Origin of the sequence: Sphingorhabdus sp., from assembly GCF_044357595.1 — a bacterium.
GTDB lineage: Bacteria > Pseudomonadota > Alphaproteobacteria > Sphingomonadales > Sphingomonadaceae > Sphingorhabdus_B.
In genome coordinates this window covers 1-14,677 of sequence record NZ_JBIKPH010000053.1, presented here as the reverse complement: position 1 = coordinate 14,677, position 14,677 = coordinate 1, and the positions used below count along the sequence as shown (strand labels likewise).

The window sequence follows — 14,677 nt, the reverse complement described above, 5'->3', positions numbered from 1 at the left end:
TTTCAAAAGCATCGCGCAACGGCGCCACATCGGCAAAATGCGCGGCAAGGCGCAGTTCGATCTGGCTATAGTCGGCAGACAATATGACATTGCCGGGTTCCGCGACAAATGCGTCCCTTATCTGACGTCCCGTCTCGGTTCGAATAGGAATATTCTGCAAATTGGGGTCCGTTGACGACAGTCGCCCGGTTTGCGCGCCCACAAGGCTGTAGCTCGTGTGTACGCGACCTGTTTTCGGGTCAATCTGCTGCTGCAGGCTGTCTGTATAGGTGGACTTAAGCTTTGCAAGCTGGCGCCAGTCCAGCACCTTGCGCGCGATCTCGATACCCTGTCCCGCAAGATCCTCAAGCACCGTCACGTCAGTCGAATATTGCCCTGACTTGCCTTTTTTGCCACCCTTATAGCCCATTTTACCAAACAGAATGTCGCCCAATTGCTGCGGGCTTCCAATGGTAAAAGGTTGCCCGGCCAGCCCGTGGATTTCCTTTTCCAACACTTCCATTTGCGTGGCAAATTCGGACGACAGGCGCGCAAGGGCGGCGCGGTCTACCTTTATGCCAGCACATTCCATCTGCGAGAGCACAGGCACCAACGGGCGGTCTACCAGTTCATAAACGCTGGTCGCTTTTTCGGGGCTCAGCCGCAGTTTGAGATGATACCAAAGCCGCAATGTGACATCGGCGTCTTCTGCTGCGTAGCGGGTGGCATCCGACAGCGGTACCGCTGCAAAGCCTATTTGGCTTTTGCCAGTGCCAGTGACGCTTTTATACGAAATGCATTCATGCCCGAGATGCGTCTTTGAAAGCTCATCCATACCATGCAACTGACGCCCTGCGTCCAGTGCAAAGCTCATCACCATAGTATCGTCATATGGGGCAATTTGAACATCATATCGCGCAACCACCGACATATCATATTTCAAATTCTGGCCGATTTTCAGAACGCTTGGATCGCTCAGGAGCGGACGTAATTTGGCTAGCGCCGCCTCCATAGGGATTTGCACCGGCTTTTCGGCAAACATATCGGTCCCGCCATGCGCCAGCGGAACATAACAGGCTTCACCGGGCGCTACTGCGAGGCTTAGACCAACGAGGTTCGCACTCGCCGCCTGCAAGCTGTCGGTTTCGGTGTCAAAGCCAAGCGTGCCGGTTTCGCGGGCGCGGGTGATCCAATGGTCCAGCCGCGATATGTCTGTCACGCATTCATAAGCCGAAACGTCGATCTTTGGCATCGGCGCAGGCACAGCCGACGCCCCTGTTACCGGCGCACGTTCGGTGCCGTCGCCGGCGTTCGTCGCCTTGGGGTTGCCCGCAATCGCCTTGTTGGCAGCGGCGGTGTTCGCAACATGCCCAATGCGCTTCAGCAGGGAATTAAACCCGTGATGCTGTAAAAATTCGGCCAAAGGCTCTTCCGGAATCGCACCCAAAACCATGTCTTCAATGGCAATCGGCAGCGGGCAGTCTTCTTTCAACGTGACCAAAACTTTAGACAGCCGAGCCTTGTCTGCATGCTCGATGAGGTTATCGCGCATTTTGGATGGCTTCATGTCGGGTGCCGCGGCCAAGACGCTTTCCAGATCGCCAAATTCCTGAATCAGCTTGGTCGCGGTCTTTGGGCCAACGCCCGGTACGCCCGGCACATTATCTACGCTATCGCCCATGAGCGCGAGCACATCGCCAACCTTTTCCGGGCCAACACCAAATTTTTCATGCACTTCTTCGGCGCGGATTCGTTCGTTTTTCATGGTGTCGAACATGTCGATGCAGGGTTCCACAAGCTGCATCAGGTCCTTATCGCTGCTGATGATGGTGACATGCCAGCCTGCGGCACATGCAGCCTTGGCGTAGCTTGCGATCATGTCATCGGCTTCGACATCATCCTCTTCGATCAACGGCAACGAAAACGCGCGCGTTGCATCGCGGATCATGGGAAATTGCGGCTTTAGGTCTTCCGGCGGGTCGGGACGATGCGCCTTATACTGGTCGTAAATGCGGTTGCGGAAGGTCTGGCTGGATTTATCCAGCACCACCGCCATGTGCGTTGGACCATCAGCTTGGTTGAGGTCATCCGCCAACTTCCACAACATCGTGGTATAGCCATAGACTGCACCAACGGGTTCACCATGCTTGTTGGTGAGCGGCGGCAGCCGGTGATAGGCCCGGAAAATATAGGCGGAGCCGTCAACGAGGTAGAGATGCTTTTGATCAGACATGACGGTGCGATAGCAGCCCGTTTTGGCCAAGTCTTTTGCTAATTTGTTACGTCAGTGCTGACGCAGGATTTAGCGCGATTTGCGCAGCAAAAGGAGGCCACTAGCGATTATGATACCTGACCCAAGGAGGGACGTAACATCCGGCCAGTCGCCAAAAACAAGAATGCCAACGACCAGCGCAATCAACAATTGAACATATGACATCGGAGCGATTTCTGCGGCCGATGCGCGCATCGTACCCATAAAAATCAGCCAATGCCCAAAACTTGCGGTTATGGCCACAACACAGCAGCGCGCAATGATTGTCCAGTCGGGAACGCCAACGTGCAGCGCAGGGATCCCGGAAAAATGGCCCGCAACGGCCGCGGTGATAATCACTGGAGCGGCGACCGAGGCCACAAGAAACTGCATGAGTAGAGGCGTTCCGGCACCAGCCACCTTGCGGTTTCCGATCATCACCAACGCCATGGCAAATGCCGAGGCCAGCGGAAGTAAAGCAGCCCAGCCAAGCTCTTCTACATTCGGTCGCATGATCAACAGCACACCGCCAAATGCAATAATAGTGGCCAACCACTTTGTGGCATTCGTCCGCTCATGCAGGATGATAAAGCTCAAAACGGCGGTAATTATGGGGCTCGTAAAACCGATGGCCGTAGCCTCCGCCAGTGGCATCAGGAAAATCGATGAAAAGAAACAAATGGTCGCCGTTGCAACAGCAAACCCTCGCAGAAGCTGAAATTTCGGCATGGGAATCGCAAAGCCCTGCCGTCCTTGCTTGACGAAAAGCAAAGTACCAAGGCCTAAAGCACCCACCGCGTACCGCAGCGCGGCTACCGCGGTTCCTGGCCACGCGCCGGCGATTGTTTTAATGATCGCATCCCCCAAGGTCAGCAATGCAAAACCACAAAGTGCATAAAAAAGGCCCGACCGGGCCGAAGATGACAACACGTACAATTCCCTTTTTGCTGCATCCACTTAGTTAGGTTTTGTCGGAATAGAAAGCTTCAGAAACCATGGCCTGGGGGTAATAAACGATATCACCATTACTATTTTATTCACCATTTCCAGATAGCAGCAATGTGGTGACGACCAAGGGCTATCGGAGCATGTTAGCGTGAACGCATTTGGAAAAAAATCAGGCTTATCTGTGGGACGTCCATCATTTGGCGTGGCCCGCCCTATGCGGGGTAGCGGAATGGTAGCTGCCCAACAACAGCCTGTTTTGCAGCCGCAACCCGATTACATGCAGCCTGCTGGCAGCGGCGCACAATTTCCAACACTTGAAACGGTAGATCTGTCGGGCAATGCTATAATTCCACAAACGTCGATGCAGGAGGCTATGAGCCGTCTGTCTGATCGCGCGAACAACGCTGCGCCTATTGATGACGGCCCGCAGGGCTTCGAAGCTTCGGTCCATAAGATCAAGGAACAGGTGCTTCCGCGCTTGCTTGAGCGTGTGGACCCCGAGGCCGCAGCTTCGCTAAACAAAGAAGAGCTGACAGAGGAATTCCGGCCAGTCATTCTTGAGGTTCTGGCAGAACTTAAACTTACCCTGAACCGGCGCGAGCAATTTGCACTGGAAAAGGTTCTGGTCGACGAGTTACTGGGATTTGGGCCGCTTGAGGAATTACTAAGCGACCCGGATATCACCGATATCATGGTCAACGGCCCGCTTCAGACGTACATCGAAAAAAAGGGTAAGCTGCAAATCGCGCCGATTCAGTTTCGCGATGAAGAACATTTATTTCAGATTGCACAGCGGATCGTCAATCAAGTGGGTCGCCGCGTCGACCAGACCACCCCGCTTGCCGATGCGCGCCTAAAAGACGGCAGTCGCGTCAACGTCATTGTGCCGCCCTTGTCACTGCGCGGAACCGCTATCTCCATTCGTAAATTCTCCGAAAAGCCGATTACCATTGATATGTTAAAGGGCTTTGGTTCCATGAACGAAGCCATGGCGACTGCGCTCAAAATTGCGGGCGCGAGCCGGATGAACATCGTCATTTCGGGCGGCACCGGTTCAGGAAAAACCACCATGCTCAACGCCCTGTCCAAGATGATTGATCCTGGCGAGCGCGTATTAACGATCGAAGACGCCGCCGAACTTCGGCTTCAGCAACCACATTGGTTACCGCTTGAAACACGCCCACCAAATCTTGAAGGCGATGGTGCGATTACGATCGGCGACCTTGTGAAGAACGCCCTGCGTATGCGACCAGACCGCATCATTTTGGGCGAAATTCGCGTCGCGGAGTGTTTCGATTTGCTTGCCGCCATGAACACTGGCCATGATGGATCCATGTGTACGCTGCACGCCAACAATCCGCGCGAATGTCTTGGGCGCATGGAAAACATGATCCTCATGGGCGACATCAAGATACCGAAGGAAGCCATTTCAAGACAGATAGCTGAATCCGTCGATCTCATCGTGCAGGTAAAACGTCTGCGCGACGGTTCACGCCGAACGACGCAGATCACTGAAGTAATTGGCATGGAAGGTGACGTTATTGTTACCCAGGATCTATTCAAATTTGAATATGGCGAAGAAGATGCAGACGGCAAAATCCACGGCGAATGGGTCGCAGGCGGCGTCCGGCCATACACTCTCGAAAAGGCACGGCAATTTGGTTTCGACCAGCCATTTTTAGAAGCCTGCTTGGGTTAAAGCCCTTTAATAGCCAGCGCCGCAGCCAAAACGGTGCCGAGTACGGAAAGCAAAGTTATAATCGGCCAAGGGACGAAGCCGACATCTTCGATATTGACGCGTTTATGGCGGCGGCGATCCGCAAGGCTGCTGACCAACACCATTGATGCCGACAAAAGCGCGGCGGCGGTCCAAAAATGGTCCTGCCAGGCAAATTTTTCAATCCAATCCATCCGCGGCCCCGTAGCCTTGTTTTAGCCAGCGATAAAGGGGGTCGGGATTATACGACGGTTCACATGAACTGGGATCTGCTTTCGGACCTCAGCGATTGTACCCATATCCAGATCCACAAACGCAAGATTAGGGGTTGCACCCATATCAAGGACTATTTTTCCCCACGGATCAACGACCAGCGAGTGTCCATAGGTTTGGCGGCCATCTTCATGGAGCCCGCATTGGGCTGCGGCGATCACAAATGCTTCGCTTTCAATGGCCCGCGCCCTCAAAATACTATGCCAATGCGCCTGGCCGGTGGGTACCGTGAACGCCGAAGGCAAGGTAATGATATCCACGTAGGATTTGGCATAGGCGCTAAACAGATCAGGAAATCTCATGTCATAGCAGATTGCAAGGCCCATGAGGCCAAGCGGAGTATGGATGACCACGGGCTGGTCTCCACCGGCATAGGCCGCGGATTCCTTCCAAGATTCCCCCGTGTCCAAATTGACATCAAACAAGTGCATCTTGTCGTATCGGGCCTTAATCTTGCCATCTGCGCCAATGATGATGGTGCGGTTTGCAAGCTTTTGACCATTTTCATGGACAACGGGTATCGACCCAAGATGCAACCATATTCCATATTGCGATGCGCAGTCGGATAATCTCGCCAACGCCGCCATGTGCGCTTCGGCTGCCAAATGCGGCCGCGCGCGAACCCGGTCGCGATCAATCATTATAGACATTTCGGGTGCGAAATACATCGCGGCCCCCGCTTCGGCAGACCGCGTGATAGCATTGACCATGGCCAAAACATTACGCTCCGGATCAATGCCGCTGGTCATTTGATGCAAGGCTATCCGCATAAAACGTTACGCCTATTTTTGTGGAATCTTATAGCTCGTGAATTTTTTGAATGCATTTTCAATGCCCTCCCAGCTATCTAAGAAATATGCAACATGCACAGAAATATTGATAATCTGTCTAACAGCAAGGCTTCATACTTGAAAACGCCCCGCAACATTGCACGGACCCATTACCAGACTGATATCATGGAGTAATTAAGAAAACCAATGATGTGTTTCAGTAAATTATCTATCGCTGCTATTGCTGTCATCGACGGTATAGCGACAGCCTTTGATACGGAAAAAATCAATGACTAAGAAGTTTAATGTGCTGGTTACGGGCGGTGCGGGATATATTGGTAGCCATGCGGTGCTGGCCCTCCTGGATGCTGGGCATCGACCAATCGTTATTGATAACCTTGTGACGGGCTTTCGCTGGGCAATTGCAGATGAAGCGACTTTCTATGAAGGCGACATCAGCGACGGCGAACTGGTGCAGAAAATCATCAGCGAGCAGAATATTGACGCCATCTTGCACTTCGCTGGATCAGTTGTCGTGCCGGAGTCAGTTGAAAACCCGCTAAAATATTACAACAATAACACCGCAAAAAGCAGAAGCCTTATTCAGTCGGCCGTTACCGGCGGCGTTCGGCATATGATATTTTCGTCCACTGCTGCAACCTACGGCATCCCCGAATCGAGCCCAGTGCGTGAAGACATGCCAACTGTGCCCATCAACCCCTACGGGACGTCAAAGCTGATGACCGAAATGATGTTGCGCGATGTCGCCGCAGCGCATGATTTCAATTATTGCGCCTTGCGCTATTTCAACGTTGCTGGCGCGGACCCGCATTGCAGGACGGGCCAGTCGACCGTTGGCGCCACCCATTTGCTGAAAATCGCGGTGGAAGCGGCTTTGGGCAAACGCGCAAGCGTCAGTATATTCGGCACCGATTACGCCACCGAAGATGGAACCGGCGTGCGCGATTATATTCATGTCAGCGACCTTGCATCGGCGCATGTAATTGCGCTTGAGGCGCTCGTGGCTGATCCAGACCGCAGCCACACACTTAATTGCGGATACGGCCATGGCTATTCGGTCATGCAAGTACTCGATGCCGTAGATCGCGTGACCAACAATAAACTGGACCGCAAGATGGAAGGCCGCAGAGCCGGCGATCCAGATGCACTTATTTCCGACAATACAGCCATTAAGCAGCATTTTGGTTGGAAGCCGCAATATGATGACTTGGACCAGATCGTCCAACACGCACTCGCTTGGGAACGGCGCCTGACGGATATTCAGACCGCATAAGCGCTCACTTGCGCTTTGTGCGGATGTTTCCCATATCCGTTGCCATGGAAACACATTCTCACGCAAATCCGGTGACCTGGTACGGCACCACCATCCTATCTGTCCGCAAAAACGGCAAAGTCGTCATTGCTGGCGACGGTCAGGTATCCATGGGCCAGACGGTTATGAAGCCAAATGCCAAGAAGGTTCGGCAATTGCACGATGGTTCAGTTATCGGCGGTTTCGCAGGTGCGACTGCCGATGCGTTTACCCTGTTTGAGCGGTTGGAACGCAAGCTTGAGCAGCATCGCGGGCAATTGATGCGCGCTGCGGTCGAACTGGCGAAGGATTGGCGTACCGACAAATATCTGCGCAACTTGGAAGCAATGATGATCGTTGCGGATAAGGACGTGACGTTGATCCTCACTGGCAATGGCGATGTGCTGGAACCGAATGACGGCATTGCTGCCATTGGGTCGGGTGGTAATTATGCTTTGTCAGCCGCCCGCGCGCTCGCCGATTATGAGGCAGACGCCGAGAAAATGGCGCGGCATGCGATGAAGATTGCGGCGGAAATCTGCGTCTATACCAACGACCAGCTGACCGTCGAGACGCTGGCAAGCGCGCAATAACGTTCCGGTCACTTGAACGCCAACTGCAACTTCCCATCTAGGCAGTAATGAAAAACGCACTCACCCCAAAAGCCATTGTGGCTGCACTCGACGAACACATCATTGGCCAAGCAGACGCAAAGCGTGCCGTCGCGGTTGCACTGCGCAACCGTTGGCGCCGCCAACGCCTTGGTGCTGATTTGCGTGACGAGGTGACGCCGAAAAACATCCTGATGATTGGCCCCACGGGTTGCGGCAAGACCGAAATTTCCCGCCGTCTGGCAAAACTTGCCGATGCGCCTTTCATCAAGGTGGAGGCCACCAAATTCACCGAAGTAGGCTATGTCGGACGCGATGTAGAACAAATTGCACGCGATTTGGCCGAAGAAGCCGTGCGCCTTGAAAAAGAACGCCGCCGCGAAGTTGTGCGTGAAGCCGCAGAAGCCGCAGCAATGGAACGGATATTAAAAACGCTGGCAGGTGATACCGCCAGCGAAGCCACACGCGAAGCATTCCGTCAACGAATCCGCGACCGTCATATGGATGAAGTGGAAATCGAAATTGAAGTTTCCGATGCCCCCAACATGCCCATGGAAATTCCAGGCATGGGCGGCAATGTCGGCATGATCAATATTGGCGAAATGATGGGTAAAGCCTTTGGCAAGGACAATCTGAAACGCCGCAAGATGAAAGTACCCGATGCTTGGACCAAGCTGGTCGAAGAAGAATCAGAAAAGCGCCTAGACCAAGATGACGTCAACCGCGTGGCACTTGCCGACGCGGAAGCCAATGGCATCGTATTTCTTGACGAAATTGATAAGATTGCTGTGTCGGACGCGCGGGGCGGAGGCTCCGTCAGCCGCGAAGGCGTTCAGCGCGACCTGCTGCCATTGATTGAAGGCACAACTGTCGCCACCAAATATGGCCCGATGAAAACCGACCATGTGTTGTTCATTGCGTCTGGTGCGTTCCACATCTCCAAGCCAAGCGATATGCTGCCTGAATTACAGGGCCGCTTGCCCATCCGCGTTGAACTGCGCGCGTTGGAGCATGCCGACTTCGTTCGTATTCTCTCGGAAACCCGGGCCAATTTGCCGACGCAGTATAAGGCATTGTTGGCCACCGAAGAGGTTACGCTGGAATTCACTGATGATGCCATCGACGCGATCGCGCGCATTGCGTTCGACGTGAATTCGACGGTGGAGAATATCGGTGCAAGGCGATTGCAAACCGTGATGGAAAAGCTGCTTGAAGACATCAGTTTTGATGCCGAGGACCGTAAAGGTGAAACGCTCAAGATCGACGCCGCTTATGTCAGTAAGCAGCTTTCCGGCATCGCCAAGGACACTGACCTGTCGAAATATGTGCTTTGACGTAAGCCGCTATTTGCTTTGATATCAGCGGGCTTCGGTCACGGCTCCAAGACCCTGTTGCGGTGCTACGACAAGTTTCCAAGCCTTGTCCTTCACAAAATAGCGTTTCGCCAGAGTTTGCAACATGGCCGGCGTTACGCTGTTGTAGTCGCTGTAGAGCTTACCCAACGCCACAAACCGTTCGGGATCATATGTGGCGCCCTTGAGCTGATTTAGCCAAAATGTATTGCCGGACGCGGCACGCTCAATCGCTTGCTTAGTCGGCTCTACAGCACGTTGCAGTTCATCGGCGCTAACGGGATACGCGATAAGGTCTTCCGCAACAGCATCCGCAAAGGCAAAGAAGCGCTCAACGTCAGCAGGTTTTACCTGCGCATATGCCATGAGATACCCGCCGCTATTAAAGTCGACTGGCCAATTGGCGGCCATGTCAGGGCTGTAACTCGCCGCTTGTTCGGCGCGGAATTTTTCGAACAGCCGATCACGGAATATCGCCGCCAATGTTTCCAACTGCCGGCCTTCGCTAATGCCGTTTATGCCGCCACCCGTCGGCCACGCCACGATGGCCGCCGCCTGATCGGAAGCGCCGCGGTGCGTCAATCGCACTGGGGTCGAACTTGGCGCTGGAAAATGCATATCACGCGCCGCTGCTGAAACTGCCAATTCCGCACGCGGCGCCATTGCGCCAAAGCTTTTTTCAAGCGCCGACACCGCAGCGGCCTTGTCAAAGTCCCCAAAGAGCATGACCTCGATTGGGCCTTGCGACATTAAGGGTTTCCAGAAAGATTCAAATTTAGCTGCATCGATTTTGGCAACTTCAGCCGGGGTAGCGGCCTTCCATCGCGCGTCTTTGTTGTGCAGCAGATACTCCAGATCGCGTTGCAACACGGACGTTGCCGACATTTCAAAGCTTGCATAGCCCGATGTTGCCAGCGCCTTGGCACGTTCAACCGGAGCGGCATCCCAGCCCGGATGCTCCAGCTTCGTCGCAATCAGGGTAAGTTGGTCGGCAAGGTCATCCGGCCGCGTATTTGCGGCAAATTGAAAAGCACTATTGTCGACCGAAAAGTTTAGTTCAATCCGCCGTCCATTGACCATCTGATCAATTTCCGTACGCTTAATTTTACCGATGCCATTTTCTGGCATGACCAATGGCCCAGCCCATAGCAACCCGCCCTGATCTGGATTCACAGCCTGATAGCCATGGCCAAAACGCACGAGCACTCGGATTTGACCGCTCTCCGCCTTATTCGGATATAGCAATGCGCGTACACCGTTGGACAGCTCAAGCCGGGTCATCTGCAACCGCGAAACAGTATCTTCAGTTACCAATTTCCCCGGCGCACCCAATTTTGGCAGCGCCGCAAAGCCAAGCATGTTTTCCGACAATCGCGCCGTTTTATTGGCAGTGACCGACGCATTTAACGCAGCTAGCGCGCGATTATCTGCGTTGGGGACGGAACTAGGCGAAGATAGCATGAGCCGCGTCACGTCGGCCATGAATAGGTTCCGGGTTGATGCCAGCAGCCTTTGGGGCGTGAACTTGCCCTTCATGCCCTCATAGACTTGAACGACCGTTTTTGGGGCAGCAACTGTCTCCCGAATGTCGACGGCATTCACGATATCATCGGCCTGTTTCGCCGCAGCTTCAAAGGGATAGCTGTCCAACATCGTACGAAGCGCATTACCGAACAAGGTTTTCTCGCGGTCAATGTCCGCGACCGAGGGCGCAGTGGTTGTCGCGTCCGCAATGATGGCGCGAACGTCGCGCGTTGCCGCCTCCCATTTGTCGCCAATGGGGGTGAGCGACACCAATGTCGTATCTGCGGTACGCGAAATGTCTTCCTGTGCGATTTGGGCGAACAGATAATTTCCGCCATTACGCGCTTGCACCTCAAGCCGGCGGTTAACGATCTGAAGCGCCAATGCGTCGACCAGCAACTGCTCATTATACACAATGGTGTCGTTCACTTTGCGCCAAGGACGCAAATACGCAATGCTGACCGTCGTCGGCAATGTAGGCTCAATCAACACCCGTACAGGTGTGCCTTGCGGTGAAGGATCGCCAAACGGAGGTTCGGGCGCGCGAGGGCCAACGCCCTTCCAATCGTTGAAATATTTCTGCACCAGATTTGCAAGCTGTGCTGGCTCCATGTCGCCAGCCATCACCACGACGGCATTTTCGGGGCGATACCAGCGGTCATGAAAGGCACTCAGTCGAATGGCATCTGACGCCTGCAGCGTTTCTGGCGTTCCGATAGTAGAGCGGTTCGCCAGCCGCTGTCCCTGAAACGCATGTTGGCGCAGAGCATCGCTGTAAATCATCTGCGCACCGCTATTTTCCCGCAATTCGGCCAGAACAATGGCGCGCTCGGCATTCAGCGCTGTTGGCGAAATTCGCGGATTGCGGATCATGCCGGAAATGATTTTAACTGACTCATCGAGTTTTTCGGGTGTCGCGTTCGGCAAATCAAGCTTGTAAACCGTCTGCGTCGGCGTCGTTTGGGCATTGCTGTCGCTGCCGAAGGTTACCCCGAACCTTTGCCAAATGCGCTTTGCTTCGCCATCGGGGACAAAGGTCGAACCGCGGAACGACAAATGCTCGATGAGATGGGCAAAGCCTTGCTCGTCGTTATTCTCATGCAATGCACCCGCATCAATCCGCACGCGGATGGAGACTTGCCCCGCCGGAACGTCATTCTTTTTTACCGCGTAGCGCACACCGTTGGGCAGCACGCCGAAGGTCCATGTGTCATCGACAGGGACATCGCTGCCTTCATACAACCAGGGCTGCTTAGCAGGCTTGCCCACCTTGGTTGCGGCAGGCGCAGCTTGCGCAAAAGCGGGTGTAGAGAGCAGCAGGGCCGCAAAAGCGAGGGCATTGGAGAATGTGCGCATGTCACTCCTCATAAGGGACGTGCAGCTTGACCGCACATGAACGAGACGACAAACTCGGCTTAAATTCCACCATCGACAGTATCATAACCCAAGCCGCGTAGGCCAAGTTGCAACGCCTCGACGCATTCTGCCAATTTATGCGCATCGGTGGTGCGCACCACAAAGTTCGCGCCGACCTTACCTTCACGGAAAAACGGATAGCTACCGATCTGGCACCCTTCATGGTGCTTTTCGGTATCACCAAGCAATTTGGCAACTTCGCTTTCGGCGACCCAGCAGCCGATTTGTTGGGACAACAAGGGCGCACCGCCTTCAAGCGTGCCTGTCAATGCGTCCAACATGCCAGCCGTGATATGCGGAACACCGGCCATGATAAAGATGTTGCCGTGCCGGATCCCCGGCGCGCCCGACATTTTGTTGGGAATAAGTTCAGCGCCCTCGGGCACACGCGCCATGCGCAAACGACCCGGATTGATGCCGCCACGCGTTTCATAATATGCATGCAGCACTGCGCTTGCCTCGGGGTGAATGACAACCTCTACGCCCAATGCAGCCGCAATTGCGTCCACCGTGATGTCATCGTGGGTCGGGCCGATGCCGCCTGTCGTGAACAAATAATCGTTGCGCGCGCGAAGCGCGTTCACGGCCTCAACAATCGATTCCTCAACATCAGGGACAACGCGCACTTCTTTTAGGCGAATACCTTGAATATTCAGCCAAAGGGCAATTTGGCTGACATTTTTATCCTGTGTCCGGCCAGAAAGGATTTCATCGCCAATGATAACAAGGGCGGCGGTGTAGATGCGAGATTCTGTCATAGGCACGCGATAGCATAATTCACCCTCTCGCAAAGTGCGGAATATTGCCTTATATCGGCTGCATGGAACAATATGTACGCGTTACGCCCGAAGAGGCGATGCAGGCCCGCGACGGGACTATCAAATTGCACGGGTCAGAGGGCTTTGACGGTATGCGCAAGGCCGGACGCCTTGCCGCAGAAATCCTCGACGCATTGGTGCCGCATGCCGTGCCCGGCGTAAGTACAGAAGAACTTGATGACATTGTGCGCGAGATGACGATGCGCGGCGGCGCAGTCCCTGCTACCTTGGGCTATCGCGGCTATACGCATAGCTGCTGTATTTCGATCAACCATGTCATTTGCCACGGTATTCCGTCAGATAAGAAATTGAAGGATGGCGACATCGTCAACATCGACGTCACGCCGCAATTGGGCGGATGGCATGGCGACACCAGCCGCATGTTCTTGGTCGGCGATGTGCCGGTGAAGGCCAAGCGCTTGGTCGATTTGACTTATGAATGCCTCATGCTCGGTATTGAAGCCGCCAAGCCCGGCAACCGTGTCGGCGATATTGGCTATGCAATCCAAACCCACGCCGAAAAGCACCGTTATGGTGTGGTTCGCGATTTTTGTGGGCATGGCTTGGGTCAATTATTCCACGACGCCCCCGAAATCGTCCATGTCGGCCGCCCCGGCACTGGCCCAGAAATCCGTCCTGGCATGATCTTTACGATTGAGCCCATGATCAACATCGGCAAGGCCGCAGGCAAAGTCCTCGACGATGGCTGGACGGCGGTAACGCGGGATCGTTCGTTGAGCGCACAGTTCGAACATAGCATCGGCATCACCGAAGACGGCTGCGAAATTTTTACCAAGAGCCCCAAGGGCTTTGATCAGCCGCCTTATTAAGGCTTTGGGGCACAGGCATTGAGACACCTGAACGCGTCAGAGGTGTTTGGTTGAGATCGGGTTACAACCGCAACCCAGCCGTCTCGTCCAAACCCGCCATGATGTTTAGGTTCTGCACCGCTGCGCCGCTTGCGCCCTTGCCGAGATTGTCGAGCATCGCCAGCAACCGCACTTGCGAGCCGTCGGGCGACGCCAGCACATAAAGGTCAAGCCGGTCGGACGGCGCTTGGTCGGCGTGCATCAGCAATTCGGATGGTGCGGCTTCGGTATGTACAGTAACCACTGGTGACTCCGCATAATGCGCAGCGAGCGCGGCGCGCAATGCATCTGCGCTGCCAGTCTTTGGCATCGCGAACAACGGCAAAGGCACCTCGACGATCATCCCGCGAAAGGCGCGAACGACGGCGGGTGCGAAGATGGGCGCGTAGGCAAGGCCGGCTTGAACCTGCATTTCGGGCACATGCTTGTGGGCAAGGTCGAGGCCGTAAGTGCGAAAGCCGATGTCCGCGCCGTCACCTTCGAACCGTTGTATCAACGCCTTACCGCCACCTGAATAGCCCGACACCGCGTTAACGGTGTACGGCCAGTCGGCAGGGATCAAGCCAGCGGCCACCAATGGCGCGACGAGGCCCAAAAATCCGGTGGGGTAGCAACCGGGGTTGCTGACCCATCGCGCAGACGCAATATGTTCGCGCTGGCCAATGCGATACTCGGCAAAGCCATAAGCCCAGTTGGGGTCCACGCGATAAGCGGTCGATGCATCAATGATTCGGGTGTGGCTGGACGTGGTCATGGCCACCGCCTCTTTCGCGGCATCATCTGGCAAGCAGAGGATGACGAAATCGGCGTCGTTCAATGCTTCGCGCTTGGCGGCGG

General features: G+C 54.7%; 12 protein-coding genes. 5 read left to right on the top strand and 7 right to left on the bottom strand.

Going from position 1 to position 14,677, the window contains the following annotated elements; all coding sequences use genetic code 11:
* Together polA and ACIQ2T_RS07065 are read right to left on the bottom strand one after the other, a co-directional pair.
* The coding region (gene polA, locus ACIQ2T_RS07070; RefSeq protein WP_397590206.1) for a DNA polymerase I at positions 1–2,212 on the bottom strand (2,212 nt) is incomplete at its 3' end.
* 69 nt (positions 2,213–2,281) lie between these two features.
* A complete protein-coding gene (locus ACIQ2T_RS07065) occupies positions 2,282–3,160 on the bottom strand; it encodes a DMT family transporter (protein WP_397590205.1) in 879 nt (292 codons plus the stop codon).
* A gap of 166 nt (positions 3,161–3,326) precedes the next feature.
* On the opposite strand from ACIQ2T_RS07065, the gene ACIQ2T_RS07060 reads away from it, so the two are divergent.
* A complete protein-coding gene (locus tag ACIQ2T_RS07060; RefSeq protein ID WP_397590204.1) occupies positions 3,327–4,877 on the top strand; it encodes a CpaF family protein in 1,551 nt (516 codons plus the stop codon).
* Here ACIQ2T_RS07060 and ACIQ2T_RS07055 read toward each other — a convergent pair.
* Both ACIQ2T_RS07055 and ACIQ2T_RS07050 read right to left on the bottom strand, forming a co-directional pair.
* Positions 4,874–5,089: a hypothetical protein gene (locus tag ACIQ2T_RS07055; protein ID WP_397590203.1), complete on the bottom strand. Its 216-nt coding sequence runs from the start codon at positions 5,087–5,089 to the stop codon at positions 4,874–4,876. The genes ACIQ2T_RS07060 and ACIQ2T_RS07055 overlap by 4 nt on opposite strands.
* Positions 5,090–5,110: 21 nt before the next feature.
* The gene (locus ACIQ2T_RS07050) at positions 5,111–5,938 is read right to left on the bottom strand and encodes a carbon-nitrogen hydrolase family protein (RefSeq protein WP_397590202.1); all 828 of its coding nucleotides are present in this window, start codon (positions 5,936–5,938) and stop codon (positions 5,111–5,113) included.
* Between the two features lie 289 nt (positions 5,939–6,227).
* On the opposite strand from ACIQ2T_RS07050, the gene galE reads away from it, so the two are divergent.
* The 3 genes from galE to hslU are packed head-to-tail and all read left to right on the top strand — an operon-like array spanning position 6,228 to position 9,195.
* Entirely contained in the window at positions 6,228–7,232 is a 1,005-nt protein-coding gene (galE, locus tag ACIQ2T_RS07045) for a UDP-glucose 4-epimerase GalE (RefSeq protein ID WP_397590201.1), read from the top strand.
* Between the two features lie 44 nt (positions 7,233–7,276).
* Positions 7,277–7,843 carry an ATP-dependent protease subunit HslV gene (gene hslV, locus ACIQ2T_RS07040; RefSeq protein ID WP_397590200.1) on the top strand — a complete coding sequence of 189 codons (567 nt, stop codon included), beginning with the start codon at positions 7,277–7,279 and terminating at the stop codon, positions 7,841–7,843.
* 47 nt (positions 7,844–7,890) lie between these two features.
* Positions 7,891–9,195 carry an ATP-dependent protease ATPase subunit HslU gene (gene hslU, locus ACIQ2T_RS07035; protein WP_397590199.1) on the top strand — a complete coding sequence of 435 codons (1,305 nt, stop codon included), beginning with the start codon at positions 7,891–7,893 and terminating at the stop codon, positions 9,193–9,195.
* A 24-nt stretch (positions 9,196–9,219) separates the two neighbouring features.
* On the opposite strand, the gene ACIQ2T_RS07030 is transcribed toward hslU, so the two are convergent.
* Positions 9,220–12,093, bottom strand: coding sequence for a M16 family metallopeptidase (locus tag ACIQ2T_RS07030; RefSeq protein ID WP_397590198.1), 2,874 nt, complete (start codon positions 12,091–12,093; stop codon positions 9,220–9,222).
* A gap of 59 nt (positions 12,094–12,152) precedes the next feature.
* Entirely contained in the window at positions 12,153–12,911 is a 759-nt protein-coding gene (locus tag ACIQ2T_RS07025) for a competence/damage-inducible protein A (RefSeq protein WP_397590197.1), read from the bottom strand.
* 62 nt (positions 12,912–12,973) lie between these two features.
* Here ACIQ2T_RS07025 and map point away from each other — a divergent pair, with 62 nt between their 5' ends.
* Entirely contained in the window at positions 12,974–13,801 is an 828-nt protein-coding gene (gene map, locus ACIQ2T_RS07020; protein ID WP_397590196.1) for a type I methionyl aminopeptidase, read from the top strand.
* 61 nt (positions 13,802–13,862) lie between these two features.
* Here map and argC read toward each other — a convergent pair.
* A partial coding sequence (gene argC / locus ACIQ2T_RS07015) for an N-acetyl-gamma-glutamyl-phosphate reductase (protein ID WP_397590195.1) occupies positions 13,863–14,677 on the bottom strand: 815 nt, incomplete at its 5' end.

What these genes read in the sequence shown, in the direction of transcription:
- ACIQ2T_RS07055 (WP_397590203.1), bottom strand. Translation starts at nt 5,089, where the DNA reads ATGGATTGGATTGAAAAATTTGCCTGGCAGGACCATTTTTGGACCGCC.
- ACIQ2T_RS07050 (WP_397590202.1), bottom strand. Translation starts at nt 5,938, where the DNA reads ATGCGGATAGCCTTGCATCAAATGACCAGCGGCATTGATCCGGAGCGT.
- galE (WP_397590201.1), top strand. Translation starts at nt 6,228, where the DNA reads ATGACTAAGAAGTTTAATGTGCTGGTTACGGGCGGTGCGGGATATATT.
- hslV (WP_397590200.1), top strand. Translation starts at nt 7,277, where the DNA reads ATGGAAACACATTCTCACGCAAATCCGGTGACCTGGTACGGCACCACC.
- hslU (WP_397590199.1), top strand. Translation starts at nt 7,891, where the DNA reads ATGAAAAACGCACTCACCCCAAAAGCCATTGTGGCTGCACTCGACGAA.
- ACIQ2T_RS07030 (WP_397590198.1), bottom strand. Translation starts at nt 12,093, where the DNA reads ATGCGCACATTCTCCAATGCCCTCGCTTTTGCGGCCCTGCTGCTCTCT.
- ACIQ2T_RS07025 (WP_397590197.1), bottom strand. Translation starts at nt 12,911, where the DNA reads ATGACAGAATCTCGCATCTACACCGCCGCCCTTGTTATCATTGGCGAT.
- map (WP_397590196.1), top strand. Translation starts at nt 12,974, where the DNA reads ATGGAACAATATGTACGCGTTACGCCCGAAGAGGCGATGCAGGCCCGC.